This window comes from Iningainema tapete BLCC-T55, assembly GCF_014698965.1.
In the GTDB taxonomy this organism is placed as follows: domain Bacteria; phylum Cyanobacteriota; class Cyanobacteriia; order Cyanobacteriales; family Nostocaceae; genus Iningainema; species Iningainema tapete.
Window position 1 is genome coordinate 85,567 of sequence record NZ_JACXAE010000063.1, and the last position, 17,846, is coordinate 103,412.

The following is a 17,846-nucleotide window of genomic DNA, read 5'->3' on the forward strand; positions in this document are numbered from 1 at the left end:
TTTATTGATACAAATGTATGGTTAGAGGCGAACAGCCGTTCGCCCCTAATGTTGATTATAACTACTGCTTAATGTTGTTTCTTTAAGAGATTTGAAGCTATAGCAATCCTATTTAAGTTGCAAATGCTAGCCATCAGAAACCAGGTTTCTTTGAGAAACCGGGTTTCTCTGATTTCTCTGTGTTCGCGAATCATTTAGGACTGTTATAGCTGTTGCGACACTTTAAAATGCGAAAACTCCAGAGCTAGAAACCAAATCGCAAAGCGTTCCTATTATAGAGAATCACAATCACAAACCACAATCCAATTTTTTTATTTTTGTCATCTAATTTTTTTAGTTACTCAATCAATTACTCAATTTAGGAAAATCTAAAGAATTTAGCTGATTTGTTCCTAAAGAATTTAGCTAGCTCTAGGAAAATTTACGCTGCTATTCTGAAATTGTTGATTCTCAAAAGTAGTTGAAGACAAGTTGCTCAATGCCGAATAGGTTAATACAATTTGTCATTCCAGTTAGAAATCATCACATTTGTTCAAAATAATATCCTACTTAAGGAGCCAAGAAAATGCAAAACACAATCAAAGAAGAACTACAACAACTTCTTCCTGCTAACTTAGTTGATGCACAAGTATCTGATGCAGAACTCGAATCCGTAGCTGGTGGTGTTAGACAATATAGCACTGGAGGTAGAACGGTTATACTCACATTCCAAGGAGTTAGTACCGTACCTCTTTCAATCGGCAACACCTCAGGTCGAGTAATTGCAAGAGAGGTCAGAACAATTCTTGGTGTTACCGTTGATTCTATATAATTAGCAATTGTAACCTCTTTTCTCTAAGAAACTAGTGCGTAATAAATTTCCGCTGGTTTCTCAAAAACCCCGGTTCAGCCCCTACTTAAACACAAGTAGGCGTGTGGCATGAATCCGGGGTTTCTAATTTTTCTCTGAGAAAAGCAACGAAAGAGTGCTACAGCAATGATAATTATGGGAATGAAAATGATAATGTAAATTTTATAAATAACAAGACTACTTAATGGAATGAAGAATTTTTGTAGGATCATCACCTCAGTACTGATCACAGCAACTGCCTCTATTAGTCTATTGCCAAATGAAAAAGCTTTTGGGGTGGGATTGACAACTACTCAAGGGGATATAGCTATCAGATCTGATATCGCTCGAGAACGTTTTGGTGTAACTGGGAAGGGTGTTTTGATTGGAGTAATTTCTGACAGCTACAATAATTTAGGCTTCTCACAACTGGATGTTGACAGTGGTGACTTGCCAGAAGGAATTAGAGTCATAAGGGATATTGATGGTCCTCCTGGTACAGGTACTGATGAAGGTAATGCTCTCATGCAAATCATGTATGATATTGCTCCTAGTGCTAACTTTATCTTTCACACAGGATTGGTTGAGAGTCAAGCCGAATATGCCAAAGCTATTGAAAAGCTTGCCGATGCAGGGGCTAGGATTATCATCAGTGATGTCAATGTTCTCCGTCAGCCGATGTTCCAAGATGGACTGATAGCCCAGGCTGTTGATAGAGTAGTATCTAGACCTAGTAATGGGGTTTCATTTTTCGCCTCAGCCGGAAACGCAGCTCGTCAATCTTACCAAAGTCCTTTTAATTCCAGTGGTGTGATTGACCTCATCTCTGGAGGTGAGCTACACGATTTTGATCCAGGACCGGGCGTAGATACGTTTCAGCGTATCACGATGCCGACTGGCTCTCTTTTTTCATTTTCGTTGCAATGGGATTCACCCTTCTTTTCTGTGAGTGGGGGTGCAGGCTCCCCCAACGATCTCGATATTTTTTTGTATGACAGTTCCGGTACTGAATTATTGGCTAGCAGTACTGAATCTAACATTGGTAATGACCCTCTAGAATTTTTTGACTTCATTAACGAAACTCAAAGCACCGAATTTAATCTAGCAATTGCATTAAAAGATGGTCCTGCTCCTAATCTCTTAAAATACGTTACTCAGGGGCTAGACTTTGAAATTAACGAATTTAACACGTCTAGCAGCACCATTTACGGATTTGCCAATGCTAGGGGAGCGCTGCCTGTTGGAGCAGCTTTCTATCTTGACACCCCAGAATTTGGTGTAGAGCCGCCTGTGATACAGTTGTTCTCCTCCGCCGGAGGCACTCCCATTTTATTCGATGCCAACGGCAACCGTTTGGCAAATCCTGAAATCCGCAAAAAGCCAGGGATTGTAGCTCCAGATGGCGTTAATAACACTTTTTTTGGCTTTCGAGAAGTTGAGGGAGACGAGTTTCCCAACGTTTTTGGAACATCAGTGGTGGCTCCACACGCGGCGGCAGTCGCGGCGCTCTTGCTGGAATTCAACCCAAATCTATCTCCTGCGGAAATTTATGACATCCTACAAAGATCTGCCATTGATATGGACGATCCAAGTACCCCTGAATTTGACATTGGATTTGACTTTGGCACTGGATATGGCTTGATCCAAGCTGATCGAGCTTTAAGCCTTGCCGCACAGCGTGTTCCAGAACCTTCTTCGGTTTTGGCTCTATTTTTGTGTAGTGCTTTAGGAATAGCCTTTGTACGCCGTTGCCGAATTAACTAAAAAGGCGTTGACAATAAACATAAAATATGCTACAAAAGTGCTCCTAAAGAATTTAGCTGACTCATTTCTAAAGAATTTAGATAGCTGATTTAAAGTTTGAAGTGATATGCTCAAATTGATGATTATAAAAAGTAGTTGAACATAAGTTGCTAAATACTAAATAGGTTAATTGCAACTTGTAGTTCTAGATAGGAATCATCACATTTATTCAAACTAATTTTCTACTAAAGCTCCAACTACCCCCAATACTTTTCGGTTAAGACTTGATCCCCCCAACCCCCCTTTTTAAGAGGGGCAAGCAACCCCCCTTTTTAAGGGGGGCAAGGGGGGATCTTCGCGGGTTCATCATTACTAAACAAGAAGTATTGCAGCTACCCCCTGGATTTACTGGTTTGTAGTGTTCTAGGTGTGGTCAATCTGTAGCACCAAATTAAAAGTACATTTTCTAGTTACATTTAACACTAAAGTGAATGAAAATACAGTTAAAACACTCCCCTCCCATTCCGACGTTCAGCCCTGCCAAGAATCAAGGCTAGCACCGCAATCAAACCCAGATTCCTTAACTCAACCCTTACAGGAACCTGCTACTCATCCATCTCCAGAAATCAAAGAAAGCAGACTTTTCCGCAAAAAGTCTTTGGAGCGTTTATCCTCTCCAGAGAGGTTAGACCAGAATCTGCGCGTAGTTAGTCCCAAAAGTTGGCTACCTTTAGCTACGTTAGGTTCGTTAGTGGTAGCAGCCTTTGTTTGGAGTATATTTGGACGAATTCCGATTACTATTGAGGGTCGTGGGGTGCTGATTTACCCCAGTAAAGTTGTACCACTCCAGACCACAACTTCAGGACAGTTATTGACTTTAAATGTTAAGGAAGGGGAGATTGTTAAGAAAGGAGATGTCATAGCAACAGTTGACCAGGTTGATCTCCGCAAGCAGCTACAATTATCCCAAACCAAACTAACTCAATTGCAAGATCAGGATCGTGGTGTCAATTTGCTCCAGATGCAGCGGAAAGACCAGGAAAAAAAGGCTCTTCAAGAGCAACGCCAAACTCTACAGCAAAAGCTAAAGGACTTGCAGTCTTTGACACCAATCTTGAGAGAAAAAGGTCTTGAGTCAATCAAGCGCGATCAAAAGAACCTGCACAAACGCATACAAACGCTTCGAGAATTGCTTCCTACCTTTAAAGAGAGATTAGATAATCGCCAGAAGCTCTTCCAACAAGGAGCAGTTTCTAGCGATTTAGTGCTGCAAGCGCACCAGGAATATATAGATAAAACCACCAGCATTGATGAAGCTGAATCTCAGCTAAAGCAACTTGCCGTTAAGGAAGCCGAAGCTTTAAGAGATTATCTTTCCAAGCAGAATGAAATCCAAAACATTCAAGCGCAATTACAGGAACTAGATAGTAAACAAGCTTCCTTAGCTCAACAAGATCTAGAAACTTCAACCACTCGGAAAAAAGAAATTCAAGAAGTAGAGCGAGAGATTGCCCGACTTAAAGAGCAACTGGGAAATAACAGCCAAATTCTTAGCCAACACTCAGGACGCATTCTCGAAATGACAGTTCATCCTGGGCAAGTTATTAACTCAGGAACACGTATTGCCAGCATCGACGTAGAAAATCAATCGAATAAACTAGTAGGCATCACCTATTTTCCGGTTAAAGATGGCAAGAAAATTCAACGGTTGATGACAATTCAAATCACGCCCCAAACTGTCAAGCGAGAACGCTTTGGTGGCATTGTCGGCACCGTCACTGGAGTTTCATCTTTTCCCATTACCAAAGAAGCTGCCGCTAAGCTAGTAGGCAATCCAGAAGTAGTCGAGGGTCTAGTGCCTGACAAGAATGAGGGAGTTATACAAGTATTTGCCACTCTAAAATCTGATTCTACAACATTCAGCGGTTACAAGTGGTCTTCTTCCTCTGGACCGACAATGAAAATCTCTCCAGGAACGACTACAGTAGTTAGAGTCAAGGTGGACCAGAGAGCTCCAATTACTTATGTTTTACCAATTCTGAGGTCGATCAGTGGTATCTATTAATTCTTCCTTAATGGCAAAGATTAATCCTTGGCATTATTTGCAAAAACTACTGCCAAGGCGTGGTAGCCGGGTAAATACTCCTACCATCTTACAAATGGAGGCAGTTGAATGTGGTGCTGCAGCCTTAGGTATTATTCTCTGTTATTACGGTCTAATTGTGTCGCTTTTAGAACTGCGGCAAGAATGCGGTATTTCCCGCGATGGTAGTAAAGCTGTCAATCTGCTCAAAGCAGCTAGGGGCTACGGGCTTCAAGCCGAAGGTGCTAAATTGGAACTAGAATACCTGCAAGGTTTGCGCCCACCATACATTGTGTTCTGGAACTTCAACCACTTTCTGGTGGTAGAGGGATTTTGCTCGTCTTGGGTTTACATTAACGACCCTGCCAGTGGACGGCGAAGGATATCCTTAAAGGAGTTTGATGAGGGGTACACTGGATTAGTGCTAGTGATGCGACCTGGACCTGAATTTACCAAAGGCGGTCGCAAACCCAACCTAATTTTGTCCCTGTGGTCGCGGCTACAAGGCGCTACTGGTGCTTTAGTATACTGCATAATAGCGGGATTTCTGCTGACACTCGTCGGATTGGTAATCCCTGTATTCAGTCAGGTGTTTGTGGACGAAATCCTGATTCAGGGACAACAGCACTGGCTGCGCCCACTACTCCTTGGGATGGCGATCGCAGCGTTGCTTCAGTCCGGACTGACGCTACTGCGGCTACGATACCTGCGACGGCTAAAAATTAAGTTGGCTTTAAGTATGTCTAGCCGTTTTCTGTGGCATGTTCTGCGCCTACCCCCTAGTTTTTACGCTCAACGGTTTGCTGGCGAAATCAGTGAGCGCATCAGTTTAAATGACCAAGTCGCTGACGTTCTTTCCGGACAATTGGCGACTACAGCGATCGATGCAGTGATGGTGATTTTTTACGCACTAGTGATGCTCCAGTATGACAAAGTACTGACCTTAATTTTAGTCAGCTTTGCGACATTCAATGTTCTCACCTTGCGGTGGATTTCCCGTCAGCGCGTAGACGCTAATCAGCAATTGGTTCAAGACTATGGCAAAGCGGCTGGCGCGTCCATTGCCGCTCTTCAAAATATTGAAACATTAAAGGTATCTGGGTTAGAAGCAGATTTCTTTGCTCGCTGGTCAGGTTACTATACCAAGGCAATGAATTCTCAGCAGGAACTAGGAGTTTCCAACCAGACTCTTTCTGTATTAACAGTGCTTTTGTCTGCTCTTTCATCTACGCTATTGCTGGTTTTAGGTGGGTTACGGGTGATGGATGGGCATCTCACCATCGGTATGTTTGTAGCCTTTGGGGGCATGATGCATAGCTTTCAAGAACCTGTTAACAATCTCGTGAACTTCGGCAGTACTCTCCAAGAACTGGAAGGCAATTTAATCCGTCTAGATGATGTTTTAGACCACCCAACCGATCCACGAATAGAGCACAAGAGTAGCTTTACTTCTCCCCCATTCCCCCACTCCCGTCTACAGGGTTACATCGAATTGCGAAACCTTACCTTTGGCTATAGCCGTCTAGAACCTCCCCTCATTGAAAACTTTAACCTATCGGTAAAACCCGGACAGCGAATTGCCATAGTGGGTAGCAGCGGTTCGGGCAAGTCTACGATTGGCAAATTGGTAAGCGGACTCTACGAGTCTTGGTCAGGAGAAATTCGCTTTGATGGCTTCCGCAAAGAAGAAATTCCCCATCACGTACTGACCAACTCCATTGCTATGGTCGAGCAGGATATTCTACTTTTCGGGGGAACTATCAGAGAGAATCTTACCTTATGGGATGTTACGGTTTCAGAACAAAACCTGAAACTAGCATGTCTTGATGCAGCTATTGACGAAGTAGTGCAATCTATGCCTGGAGGGTATAATGCTCAGTTATTAGAAGGGGCAGCCAACTTAAGTGGTGGTCAACGTCAGCGGCTAGAAATTGCCCGTGCTTTGGTGAACAATCCTTCAATCCTGATTTTGGATGAAGCTACCAGTGCCTTGGATGCAGAAATCGAAAAAATTATTGACCAGAATCTCCGGCGACGAGGGTGTACCTGCCTAATTATTGCCCATCGGTTCAGCACCATTTGCGACTGCGACCAAATTATTGTCCTTGAGCGCGGCAGAATAGTACAGCAAGGCACTCATGATGAATTGTGGCAAGTAGAGGGAGTGTACTCGCAGCTGCTGAGAAGTGAAAGTTAAGGCACTACAGGAAACAGAAAATGGTTAACTACACCGACATCAGCGAGCTACCAGGAAAATTATATCAAGTTAAAGGCAATGAACCGATACTGCTAGATAACCCGCAGACAATTTGGGTAGTCAAATCCGGTTCTGTAGCCTTGTTTGCAGTCACAGTTAGGAATGGTATTGTTGAAGGGACTCGGCGTTATCTGTTCCAGAGTAATGCCAAAGAGGTACTATTTGGCACAACTCCCAACCCTGATAATTATAACTGCCAAATGTTAGCAGTACCGACTGAGAAGACAGAATTGCTACAGGTAGATTGGGAATGCTTGATTGCTTTAACCGCTGATGCCGACATCACAATTGTGGCACTGGTAGAGAGTTGGCTGCAAAAACTTAGTAATGCTTTGCCCCTTAGGGACATCCTGTGGCTGGAAGCAGACGCTGCACTTCAGTTTACTACTAAGACGACGAATGCATCAAGAAACTCAGATAAACTCTTGGCAGGACTAAGTCAGCTTCATAAGCAATTTTTTTATTATATCACGCTTTGGCAAGAGCAGGAGCGCTTAGAAGAACTAAAGCGATTACAGGTAAGGAAACATCTTGATCGTCAGGTAACAGCGGAGGCTCTAGAAGAGCTAGCGTCGCCGCTGATGCCTAAAGAAACTCACTTTTTTCTAGAAGGTACGCCTCTCACCGTGGCTGCTGGGGCAGTAGGAAAAGCCCTGGGTGTGAAAATTAATCCCTCAACTCAGTCAGAAGATTCCAAACGTGTCAAAGACCCTTTGGAGGCGATTGCCTGGGCTTCGCGATTGCGAATGCGGCGGGTTTTGCTGCAAGACAACTGGTGGAAACAAGACTGTGGTCCGATGATAGCTTACACTCAGCAAGATGAGCGACCAGTGGCGCTACTACCCGTTTCCGGCACTCGCTATGAACTTTTTGATCCAGTCGCACAAACCCGTACCCTTGTAGATGCCAGGATTGCCGCCTCCTTAACTACCGTTGCTTATACTTTTTATCGGTCTTTGCCCAATAAAGCTCTCAATGTTGTCGATTTACTTTGGTTCGCTCTCTCTGGTCGAGGAAAAGACCTACTTGTGATTCTCTTAACTGGCATTGCTGTCACGTTACTGGGGATGCTCACTCCTCATGCCACTGCCATTCTAGTTGACCACGCGATTCCAGATAGCGATCGCGGATTATTGCTACAATTTGGGTTAGGGCTACTGATTGCTGGGGCAGCAACTGCGCTCTTTCGCTTAGCTCAGGGATTGTCTGTGTTGCGAGTAGAAACTGTTTCAGACGTCCATACCCAAGCTGCTGTCTGGGATCGACTGCTAAATTTGCCAGTCTCCTTTTTCCGCCAATACACTACTGGAGACCTTCATGCTCGGGTGACATCTGTTAATAGTATCCGTCGTCGCCTCAGTGGCAACACTTTGATGAATATCATTAGCGGTCTATTTGCCTTTCTGAATTTAGCACTTTTGTTCTACTACAACTTTAAATTAGCCCTAGTCGCTGTTGCTGTAGTTTTAGTAGAAATCGCAGTCACTATGATTTCTGGCATTATTCTCGTTCGTCAGATCCGTCCTTTGCTGGAAATCCAGGGAAATCTCTTTGGGCAGACTGTGCAGCTTCTCAATGGTATTTCTAAGCTGCGGGTGGCGGGAGCAGAGGAGCGTGCTTTCGCCTTCTGGAGTAAAAACTACAGTCGGCAAATTAAACTCGAACTTAGCACTCAGTTCATTGAAGATGCTGTGACACTTTTCAATACAGTCATGCCAACGATAACTTCTGGAGTGCTATTCTGGTTTGCAACTCAAATGCTCACTGAGGTTCAAACTCCTGAGCAAAGTGGACTGAGTCTTGGTACTTTCCTTGCTTTTAACACCGCGTTCATAACCTTTGTTGAGAGTGCTACAAATGCGAGCAACACAGTCCCTAATGTTATGCAAGTTATCCCTCTGTGGAAACGGGCGCAGCCGATTGTCAAGAGTACACCGGAAGTGGACTTGACTAAAGCAGATCCAGGCAAACTTACAGGGAGAATCACTTTAGATCGTGTATCGTTTCGCTATCGAGAAGATGGACCTCTGATCCTAGAGAATGTGAGTATTCATGCTGAACGTGGGGAATTTATTGCGCTGGTGGGAGAATCTGGGAGTGGTAAATCGACCATATTCCGATTACTACTGGGGTTTGAAACTCCCAAAGACGGTAGTATCTATTACGATGGAAAAGACTTGTCTGGATTGGATATTAGTGCTGTACGCCGACAATTAGGCGTAGTTTTGCAGAATGGAAACATTTTTTCAGGTTCCATTTTTGATAACTTAGGTGGCGGTGCTCAGATTACATTAAATGAAGCTTGGGAAGCAGCTCGTATGTCTGGGCTAGCTGATGATATTGCTGCCATGCCAATGGGAATGCACACAGTGGTAAGCCAAGGAGGTGGCAATCTCTCAGGGGGACAACGGCAACGGCTACTGATTGCCAAAGCTTTAGTATTGAAACCCCGAATTTTGCTATTTGATGAGGCTACTAGTGCTTTAGATAACAGAACCCAAGCAATTGTTAGTGAAAGTTTAGATCATTTGCAAGTTACCCGCATAGTAATCGCCCATCGACTTAGTACCATCCGCAATGCTCACCGCATTTATGTACTCCAAGCAGGTAGAGTTGTGCAACTCGGAAGTTTTACGGAATTATCTTCTCAGGACGGACTGTTTGCTCAGTTGATGGCTCGACAAATGGGATAGATTAAAGTTTGCGATCGCCAATATTTTCCAGGCTATAATCGACCTACGTATGAAGGAAGTAGCAGGGATGGTGCTTCACCCTGTGGCGGGTAGTGGCAAAAATATGCCAAAATAGTATATCTGTTCTACTCAAAATCCCCAATCAACACTCCAGCATAAATAACTATATATAGAGGTTAGGAATGGCTATCACCACTGACAATGCAGGCAAGCAAAAAGCGCTCAACATGGTACTTAATCAAATTGAGCGTACCTTTGGCAAAGGATCGATCGTGCGCTTAGGCGATGCTACCCGGATGCGGGTAGAAACAATTTCTAGTGGAGCGCTTACTCTGGATTTAGCATTGGGCGGCGGTATACCCAAAGGGCGGGTAGTAGAGATTTATGGTCCGGAAAGTTCTGGTAAAACTACTCTAGCACTGCACGCAGTCGCTGAAGTGCAAAAAAATGGCGGTATTGCTGCCTATGTTGATGCTGAACATGCTCTAGATCCCACCTATGCTGCAGCATTGGGTGTTGATATCGCCAATTTGTTTGTTTCTCAACCAGATACTGGCGAAGCTGCTTTAGAAATTGTCGATCAGTTAGTTCGTTCTGCTGCAGTTGATATTGTCGTAATTGACTCAGTAGCTGCACTAGTTCCTCGCGCTGAAATTGAAGGGGAAATGGGTGATGCCCACGTCGGACTTCAAGCACGTTTGATGAGCCAAGCTTTACGTAAAATTACGGGTAACATTGGTAAATCTGGTTGTACAGTGATCTTCCTCAACCAATTGCGGCAAAAAATCGGTGTTACTTACGGTAACCCAGAAACTACCACTGGCGGTAATGCATTGAAGTATTATTCTTCTGTGCGTTTGGATATTCGTCGGATTCAAACTTTGAAGAAAGGCACAGAAGAATTTGGGAACCGCGTCAAAGTAAAAGTTGCCAAAAATAAAGTAGCACCACCCTTCAGAATTGCAGAATTTGACATCATTTTCGGTAAAGGTATCTCTACCTTGGGTTGTATAGTGGATTTGGCAGAAGAAACTAGTGTTCTTGTGCGTAAAGGTGCTTGGTACAGCTACAACGGTGAGAATATCTCTCAAGGGCGAGATAATGCAATTAAGTACCTGGAAGAAAAGCCTGATTTGATTGAACAAATTAAGCAGCAAGTACGTGAAAAGCTAGACATGGGAGCTGTTGTTTCTGCTAACTCTGTAGGTAAGAATAGCGAAGACGAGGAAGAAGAAGAATTGGAGATTGAACCAGAAGAGTAACACATAGCAGTGAAACATATTGTAGAGACGTTCCATGAAACGTCTCTACAAAAATTGGTTGTACTCTTTTAGTCAGCTGTCTTCTGACTTAAGCTATTAGCCTTGAACTTCAGTTCAAGGCAGCAGTTTTTTGTGGTTTCAATAAAGATTTTTTCATCATTGTCATTTCTTCCTTTAGTTTCAACTGTAAGCGACGAGGTAACGTTAGCCGCCAGCCACGCCAAGCTGTCATATCAACATACTGAAAAAACAAATCTTTGTGAGGATGTTTACAACCTAGCAACCAAGGTTTACCACAGGTGGCAAAGTGAACAATGTATGGATTATGAAGTAAATCATGATAGACTTCTTCTTCTAAATGACTTTCTTGCCAAGAACTATAGCTGTATAAGATGGGCATTTGGTTCCATTTTAGATCAAGCTCTCCCCATTTACCTGCCAAAACTGCATTCAATCCATCTTGATCGTGCCAACGAATAAACTCTTTGTTATTTTCTATATATTCAATGATTTTGTAGCTGATATTATTAGTGCGCCATTTGTCAAGATTGAGTACTAAAACTCCTGAATTAAAATACTTACAATCTGGTGAAAGCCCTAATTGCTGATAATTTTTTATTCCTTTAGCAGATGATACATATCGTATCTCCGTATCCTGCACTGCTAATAAATAATTATCTTCAATATTAATATTCCATAATTCTTCTAAATTTCCCTTCACAATTAAATCACTGTCTAGATAAATTGCTTTATGAAATTGTGGTATAAGTTCAGGAATTAACAGCCGATAATAAGCAGTTATTGTGATATGACCGCTTTCTAATAAATTGGCAACTTGAGCTTTTTTGGGATGCAACCATTCTACCTTTATGTTTTTTGAATGTAAGGATTTTAATATGTTCTTTTTGTTATTCTCCTTAATTCCTCCATCGATTATAAATATTTGTACCGAGCGGCTTGTTTTAAGATTTGCAATTACAGAGCACATAGTTACTGTAATTGGCATTGCATAATTATCGTCACACGCAGAAACAACCACAATTGGCTCTTCGGAATTATTTCGCATCATTTCTATAATTAATTAGGTTTAATGTGCATAAAGCTATCTAAAATATCTGATTGTTGGGTGTTACATAGCTTATACTCATAGGCTGATGTTCCAGCTAAATCTTCAACAGTGTCTTGCCCTCTCACAATTTCTGTAAAAATTTCTGCGTCTTGTGTTAAAGATTTTTGTACAGCAAAAACTTGATCAATTTTTTCTACTTCATCAGCCATTCTTGGTGCAAGTTGTAGCAATAAATCTACTGCTACATTCGGTAATACGCAAGTTGTATAATTAGTGAAAAAAGAAAAAGTTACACTACCTAAGCGAATGCGATCGCCATCCTTGAGTTTTCTCGCTTTATAAATCGGTTCGCCATTTAGATAGGAACCATTAGTGCTATTAAAGTCTATTAAGTAAAAACCTTGCGGATCTATATATTGAATAGCAGCATGCCGACGAGACAGATGTTTGTCACATACATATATTCCACTGGCACGGCTACGCCCAATTGTCCAAATTTGTTGTGGTTGTCGTAAACTCAGTGTTTTGCCTTCACATAAGTTAGTAATTACATAAACAGCAGAACCATCTACGATACCCTGTAAATAACGCGGCTTTAGCCCCACCAAAGATGACTGGCTGACATTTTCCAACTGAAGAATTTCATCTAGAAGATTGCTATGGTGTTCATACAATTTCAGGAACACCTGATATAAACTTAATCGTCGTTCTAGTTCTTGTTCTCCAAACTCAGTCTTGATAGGTGAGCTTTTTACTGCCAATAAGTTTGGCTTACTAATTTCGGTCATTTATATTTAGTCTGTTGCCTATAATCAGGGACAATCGCTTTCTCACTCCTTGTGACACAATCTGGGAATATTGTTTCACTCAAAGTGTTAAGCTTTCTAACTCTCAGGTTAAAGTTTCACTCTCATTTGTAGTAACCGCATTACCACGTAATATTGTGAAATTTTCTAAAAAAGTTCTTAAATTGTGAAAAGTATTATTTTATACTATGAGCAATGGTTCTTACTCATCCCAATCCAAAATCCAAAATTACAGTAAGCCTCGTTTACCATTAGGGCGTACAGTCATCCAATTAGTCTTAGCTAGCGCTAGTTGCTCCTCGGATACTTTAGCTCCAGTCAAGTTAGCTCCACATAAATTAGCTCCGCGAAGGTTAGCATTATTGAGGTAAGCATAGCTAAGGTCTGCACCACGTAAATCTGCTCCTTCTAAATCAGCATTATTCAGGTATGCTTTACTCAAATTGGCGTCTCTCAGGTTAGCTCTATTGAGACTAGCTCTGCCAAAGTCACTATTATGAAGATTAGCTCCTTGAAGATTAGTATTGTTTAATTGCGAACAATGAAAATTAGTTCCCGACAGGTTAGTACTTTGTAAGTTAAGTAGACTCAAATTATGTAAAGCAAAATCTCGTCTTCCTTTCAAATAGGCTGAAAGTAAGCTTTGGGTATCCAATTTACGGATTCCTTGAGACTTTTGACCACCAGAAGAACTATTATTACTGCTAATCCCAGTAGTTGGTTTTGCTGTTAAAACTCTTTGTCTTGTCGGCTCCGCGCTAACATTGACTGCTTCTGCTACCTTAGCTCGCCTTGCGCGAATTGCTGCTGCTACTTGAGCCACTCCTTGATTTGAGAAGTTAGTTGTGTCTTTGCTACAAAAGCTAGCAGATTCATCTAGACGATTGTGAGTACGCTCTTTACTGCCATTTGATTGTACTAGTAAGCCCTGCGCCAAACTTTCCAGATATGGCTCCATTTCTAAAGCTTTGAGTACTTCTTGGGCTGATTGGTAGCGATTGCGAACTGATACCTCTAGCATTTTTCGCAACACCAATGTTAAGTGATCGCTGATTTGCACTAACTGTTCCCACAGGATTTCACCTGTATTAGGGTTATATTGTAAATCTTTAGGAGATTTACCTGTGAGTAAGTATATACACGTTACTGCTACAGCATAAATATCACTAGCATAAACCGGTCGCATCGCCATTTGTTCTGGAGGTGCAAAACCGGGAGTACCAATAGCGTAAGCAGTTAGTGCGGTATGTTCAGATTGACTAGTAACTAGGTTGCTAACTTGGTTTTTCACTGCACCAAAATCGATCAGAACTAATCTGGCGTCTTGTGCGCGACGGATCAAGTTTGCTGGTTTGATATCACGATGAATTACTTGGCGTTCATGGATATATTGCAGTAAAGGCAGGATTTCACTTAAAAATTGTTTAACTCCAGCTTCGCTCAAAACTCCATTCGTTTTAATTTCATGTTGTAAAGTAGCACCATTAATATATTCTTGTACTAAGTAAAATTGCTGGCGTTCTTCAAAATAGTCCAGTAGTCGGGGTACTTGTGGGTGATTACCGATCCTACCTAGTGTTACGGCTTCTCGTTCAAACAGTTCCCGCGCCATCTGTAAAATATGTGGTGCGGTTCCTAATGGTCGTAGTTGCTTAATTACGCAGGTAGGTTCTCCAGGTAAGGCTTCATCTTGGGCAACAAAGGTGGCTCCGAAGCCTCCTTGTCCTAATGGTTTAAGTATCCGATAGCGATCGCGCAATAATAGTCGCGAGCCACAAGACTGACACCTTTCACTAAATGCCGAATTTTCTGGATTGGGACAGGTCGGATTTAAGCAGTAGCTCATGCAATGTCAACTTGCTGCACGAATAGTGACGAGGAGCTTTACGCTCTAATCCCATTATTTAGACTAAAATTCGGTTTTACCAGGTAATTTTTGCGGGAAATCTCTTAAAGAGTTGCTAAAGATAGAATTACTTTAAATTAAGCAATAGTGAAATACCCTAAGTTTAAATTTTTACTAATTTAAAGCATGAACAATCATTCATGTGTTATGTTAAAAATCTCAATTCCAAAAACCTAAGTAAGCAAAGTTATACTTGCTTAGTACTTAGTAACAAATTATCAGGAGAAAAGTAATGACAACAGTAAACCAAATGAAATGTGCTTGCGCTCCCTGCCTATGTATAGTGTCTCTTGAAGAAGCTATCAACAAGGACGGTCAGTATTACTGCTCAGAAGCATGTGCTGAAGGACACAAAACTCAAAAAGGTTGTGGTCACAAAGGTTGTGGCTGCTAAAGAGGAACAGAGGGAGTGGGGGAGAGAGGGAGAAATTGTCTCCCCTACTCCCCTACTCCCCTACTCCTCATCCAGTTATTACAAACTAGACATTACATCTCGTGCAGCTTGTAATGTCTGGTCTATATCTGCCTCAGTGTGAGCCAAAGAAGAAAAACCAGCCTCGAACTGAGATGGTGCCAAGTAAACACCGCGTTCTAACATACCGCGATGAAACCTACCAAATTTACCTGTATCTGACTTTTTGGCATCTTCGTAATTATGAACTGGACCATTAGTGAAGAATAGACCAAACATTCCACTAATGTGACCTCCACAAGCTGCATGACCAGTTTCTTGCGCAATTTGCAGTAAACCATCTGTGAGCTTTTTGGTTATTTTATCCAAGTACTCGTAATTACCAGGCTTTTGCAGTAATTCCAGTGTCTTAATTCCTGCAGTCATCGCTAAAGGATTACCAGAAAGAGTACCTGCTTGATACATTGGACCTGCTGGGGCTACCATTGACATAATGTCCCTACGACCGCCATAAGCTCCTACAGGCAAACCACCACCAATAATTTTGCCCAAGGTAGTTAAATCAGGAGTAATTCCAAATTTCTCTTGAGCGCCACCATAGGCGATGCGGAAACCCGTCATTACTTCATCAAACACTAATAATGCGCCATGTTCATGAGTAAGTTCGCGTAATCCTTCTAAAAAACCAGCATCAGGTGGAATAAATCCCGCATTGCCAACAACTGGTTCTAAAATTAAGCCAGCAATCTCATCGCGGTTCTCTTCAAATAAGGCTTTGACGGCTTCTAAGTCATTGAAGGGAGCAGTTAGGGTGTGATTAGTTGCTGATTTAGGCACACCTGGTGAGTCGGGTAAGCCGAGTGTTGCTACACCAGAACCAGCTTTGACAAGAAACATGTCAGCATGACCATGATAACATCCTTCAAATTTGATAATTTTGTCCCGTCCAGTAAAAGCTCTCATGAGCCGCAGAACTGCCATGCAAGCTTCTGTGCCAGAGTTAACAAATCTTACCATTTCAATGCTGGGAACGGCATCAATCACCATTGCTGCCAGTACATTTTCTAATACGCTAGGCGCTCCGAAACTGGTGCCTTTTTCCAAAGCTTCATGTAAAGAAGCAATTACTTCGGGATGAGCATGACCACAGATAGCTGGTCCCCAAGTGCCAACATAGTCGATATATTGGTTATTATCCACATCCCAAATATAAGCACCTTTAACGCGGTCAAACACAATCGGTTGTCCACCTACGGATTTGAAAGCGCGAACAGGTGAACTAACTCCACCTGGCATTAGGTTTTGGGCAGCAGCAAAGATTTCTTGTGATTTGGTCGTTTTAATTGTGGTATTTACCAAGGTTCTCTCCTGTATGGTGATATAAAAGCTCTATCTTAGGATAGGGGAAAAATATAGTCGGAAATTTTATATTAGTAAATTAGCTGAACCAGAAAAATAACAATATGTTATATAAGTCAAACCAAGACTTGCCCCTAGAAATACGTAGTCGCTTTTCTGAGGCATATCAAGATATTTACCGAGCAGCTTTTAACTCGGCAATCCATTGGTACGGTGAAGCACCAAAGGCTCACCGAGTCGCACTGAGCGCTCTGAAAATGCAGTCGGCAAGGCATGGAGTTTTCTAACAGAAGGGTTGAGTAGAAGAAATGAGTGGCAAATAAACATATCAACCGTTGTAATAACAATGATATTGTGAATAAAGGAGCAATTGTTGTTACAGCAGTGAAGTTGATATGTTTTCTGCAAAAGTGCATTCACAACACGACGCCATCCCAGTTGAGCAGATTCGCTACGATCAGCAGGGTCTTGTACCAGCAATTATCCAAGATTATTTGGATGGTGCGGTTTTAATGTTGGCATGGATGAATCGGGAATCACTCCAAAAAACTCTGGAAACAGGAGAAACTTGGTTCTGGAGTCGTTCCCGTAAAGAGTTTTGGCATAAGGGTGCAACATCAGGTCATATTCAAAAAGTGCGTAGTCTTCGTTATGACTGTGATAATGATGCTTTACTAATAGGAGTGGAGCAGATTGGAGATATAGCTTGTCATACTGGTGAGCGTAGTTGTTTTCATCAAGTAGATGGGCAAATTGTTGCGCCGCCTGGAGATACTTTATCGCAGGTTTATGCGGTGATTCGCGATCGCCAAAGCAACCCAAATGAAGATTCATACACTTGCAAGTTGTTTGCAGGTGGTGATAATAAGATTTTGAAGAAGTTGGGTGAGGAAACTGCTGAGGTGGTGATGGCTTGTAAGGATGATGATAGTGAGGCGATCGCATCTGAGGTAGCGGATTTATTTTACCATACACTGGTAGCTTTGGCTCACCATAATGTTGATGTTAAAGCAGTTTTTCGCAAGTTGCAGGAGAGAAGGAAGTAGAATTAACACTATTGATGTGGTTGAGGTAAAGAAAATTTTCATTATTACATCATTAGGGATAAAATTAGAGAAAAGTTACTTACAATCTTTGCTGTGAGGAGTTAATGATGAGTAAGTTTGCTAAATTTGCAGCATTATCCCTAACCTTTGGTTTAATACTAGGTATAACGGAAGGCTTTACTTCATCAGTTCACGCACAAACTACGCCTACACCTAAACCTACAACTACCCCCACAACTAGAGCTACGTCTAAACCCACTACTAAGCCTAAGCCTACCACTACGCCTAGATCTGGAGCTAGTCCCAAACCGACAACTACACCTAAATCCACAGCTTCGCCTAAACCCACAAGTTGATGTTGCACAGCGTAAGTTCCAGAAA

14 protein-coding genes are annotated in these 17,846 nt (G+C 42.2%); 9 read left to right on the plus strand and 5 right to left on the minus strand.

From position 1 onward, the window contains the following. The first annotated feature begins 565 nt into the window (after nucleotides 1–565). The 6 genes from ICL16_RS18755 to recA all read left to right on the plus strand — a co-directional run bounded on the left by ICL16_RS18755 (nucleotide 566) and on the right by recA (nucleotide 10,867). Entirely contained in the window at nucleotides 566–811 is a 246-nt protein-coding gene (locus ICL16_RS18755; protein WP_190830588.1) for a hypothetical protein, read from the plus strand. Nucleotides 812–1,039: 228 nt separating this feature from the next. Next, nucleotides 1,040–2,593 carry a S8 family peptidase gene (locus ICL16_RS18760; RefSeq protein WP_190830590.1) on the plus strand — a complete coding sequence of 518 codons (1,554 nt, stop codon included), beginning with the start codon at nucleotides 1,040–1,042 and terminating at the stop codon, nucleotides 2,591–2,593. A 604-nt stretch (nucleotides 2,594–3,197) separates the two neighbouring features. Continuing rightward, a complete protein-coding gene (locus tag ICL16_RS18765; RefSeq protein WP_190830657.1) occupies nucleotides 3,198–4,637 on the plus strand; it encodes an NHLP bacteriocin system secretion protein in 1,440 nt (479 codons plus the stop codon). 10 nt (nucleotides 4,638–4,647) lie between these two features. Then, the gene (locus ICL16_RS18770) at nucleotides 4,648–6,852 is read left to right on the plus strand and encodes an NHLP family bacteriocin export ABC transporter peptidase/permease/ATPase subunit (RefSeq protein WP_202895612.1); all 2,205 of its coding nucleotides are present in this window, start codon (nucleotides 4,648–4,650) and stop codon (nucleotides 6,850–6,852) included. Between the two features lie 20 nt (nucleotides 6,853–6,872). Beyond that, nucleotides 6,873–9,605, plus strand: coding sequence for an NHLP bacteriocin export ABC transporter permease/ATPase subunit (locus ICL16_RS18775; protein ID WP_190830594.1), 2,733 nt, complete (start codon nucleotides 6,873–6,875; stop codon nucleotides 9,603–9,605). Between the two features lie 182 nt (nucleotides 9,606–9,787). Beyond that, a complete protein-coding gene (gene recA, locus ICL16_RS18780; protein WP_190830596.1) occupies nucleotides 9,788–10,867 on the plus strand; it encodes a recombinase RecA in 1,080 nt (359 codons plus the stop codon). A 109-nt stretch (nucleotides 10,868–10,976) separates the two neighbouring features. On the opposite strand, the gene ICL16_RS18785 is transcribed toward recA, so the two are convergent. The 3 genes from ICL16_RS18785 to ICL16_RS18795 form a co-directional block, all read right to left on the minus strand. Beyond that, complete coding sequence (locus tag ICL16_RS18785; RefSeq protein WP_190830599.1) at nucleotides 10,977–11,936, minus strand: glycosyltransferase family 8 protein; 960 nt, start codon at nucleotides 11,934–11,936, stop codon at nucleotides 10,977–10,979. An 8-nt stretch (nucleotides 11,937–11,944) separates the two neighbouring features. Further along, complete coding sequence (locus ICL16_RS18790; RefSeq protein WP_190830602.1) at nucleotides 11,945–12,724, minus strand: FHA domain-containing protein; 780 nt, start codon at nucleotides 12,722–12,724, stop codon at nucleotides 11,945–11,947. A 247-nt stretch (nucleotides 12,725–12,971) separates the two neighbouring features. Further along, nucleotides 12,972–14,588 carry a serine/threonine-protein kinase gene (locus ICL16_RS18795; RefSeq protein ID WP_190830612.1) on the minus strand — a complete coding sequence of 539 codons (1,617 nt, stop codon included), beginning with the start codon at nucleotides 14,586–14,588 and terminating at the stop codon, nucleotides 12,972–12,974. Between the two features lie 292 nt (nucleotides 14,589–14,880). Between ICL16_RS18795 and ICL16_RS18800 the strand changes: the two genes are divergently transcribed. Further along, entirely contained in the window at nucleotides 14,881–15,042 is a 162-nt protein-coding gene (locus tag ICL16_RS18800) for a metallothionein (protein ID WP_190830616.1), read from the plus strand. A 78-nt stretch (nucleotides 15,043–15,120) separates the two neighbouring features. Here the strand turns inward: ICL16_RS18800 and hemL are convergent, their stop codons facing one another. Continuing rightward, on the minus strand, nucleotides 15,121–16,419 hold the full coding sequence (hemL, locus tag ICL16_RS18805; protein WP_190830622.1) for a glutamate-1-semialdehyde 2,1-aminomutase: 1,299 nt from the start codon (nucleotides 16,417–16,419) through the stop codon (nucleotides 15,121–15,123). Nucleotides 16,420–16,523: 104 nt separating this feature from the next. On the opposite strand from hemL, the gene ICL16_RS18810 reads away from it, so the two are divergent. Both ICL16_RS18810 and hisIE read left to right on the plus strand, forming a co-directional pair. Then, a complete protein-coding gene (locus ICL16_RS18810; RefSeq protein WP_190830624.1) occupies nucleotides 16,524–16,706 on the plus strand; it encodes a ChaB family protein in 183 nt (60 codons plus the stop codon). A 108-nt stretch (nucleotides 16,707–16,814) separates the two neighbouring features. After that, nucleotides 16,815–17,465, plus strand: a complete 651-nt coding sequence (hisIE, locus tag ICL16_RS18815; RefSeq protein WP_190830626.1) for a bifunctional phosphoribosyl-AMP cyclohydrolase/phosphoribosyl-ATP diphosphatase HisIE — start codon at nucleotides 16,815–16,817, stop codon at nucleotides 17,463–17,465. Between the two features lie 190 nt (nucleotides 17,466–17,655). Here hisIE and ICL16_RS18820 read toward each other — a convergent pair whose 3' ends face one another. Continuing rightward, nucleotides 17,656–17,829 carry a hypothetical protein gene (locus ICL16_RS18820; protein ID WP_190830628.1) on the minus strand — a complete coding sequence of 58 codons (174 nt, stop codon included), beginning with the start codon at nucleotides 17,827–17,829 and terminating at the stop codon, nucleotides 17,656–17,658. Between the last annotated feature and the right edge of the window lie 17 nt (nucleotides 17,830–17,846).

Coding starts and splice junctions, on each gene's coding strand:
- ICL16_RS18800 (WP_190830616.1), top strand. CDS start 14,881: ATGACAACAGTAAACCAAATGAAATGTGCTTGCGCTCCCTGCCTATGT.
- ICL16_RS18770 (WP_202895612.1), top strand. CDS start 4,648: ATGGCAAAGATTAATCCTTGGCATTATTTGCAAAAACTACTGCCAAGG.
- ICL16_RS18795 (WP_190830612.1), bottom strand. CDS start 14,588: ATGAGCTACTGCTTAAATCCGACCTGTCCCAATCCAGAAAATTCGGCA.
- ICL16_RS18785 (WP_190830599.1), bottom strand. CDS start 11,936: ATGATGCGAAATAATTCCGAAGAGCCAATTGTGGTTGTTTCTGCGTGT.
- ICL16_RS18790 (WP_190830602.1), bottom strand. CDS start 12,724: ATGACCGAAATTAGTAAGCCAAACTTATTGGCAGTAAAAAGCTCACCT.
- ICL16_RS18810 (WP_190830624.1), top strand. CDS start 16,524: ATGTTATATAAGTCAAACCAAGACTTGCCCCTAGAAATACGTAGTCGC.
- ICL16_RS18760 (WP_190830590.1), top strand. CDS start 1,040: ATGAAGAATTTTTGTAGGATCATCACCTCAGTACTGATCACAGCAACT.
- ICL16_RS18775 (WP_190830594.1), top strand. CDS start 6,873: ATGGTTAACTACACCGACATCAGCGAGCTACCAGGAAAATTATATCAA.
- hisIE (WP_190830626.1), top strand. CDS start 16,815: ATGTTTTCTGCAAAAGTGCATTCACAACACGACGCCATCCCAGTTGAG.
- ICL16_RS18755 (WP_190830588.1), top strand. CDS start 566: ATGCAAAACACAATCAAAGAAGAACTACAACAACTTCTTCCTGCTAAC.
- recA (WP_190830596.1), top strand. CDS start 9,788: ATGGCTATCACCACTGACAATGCAGGCAAGCAAAAAGCGCTCAACATG.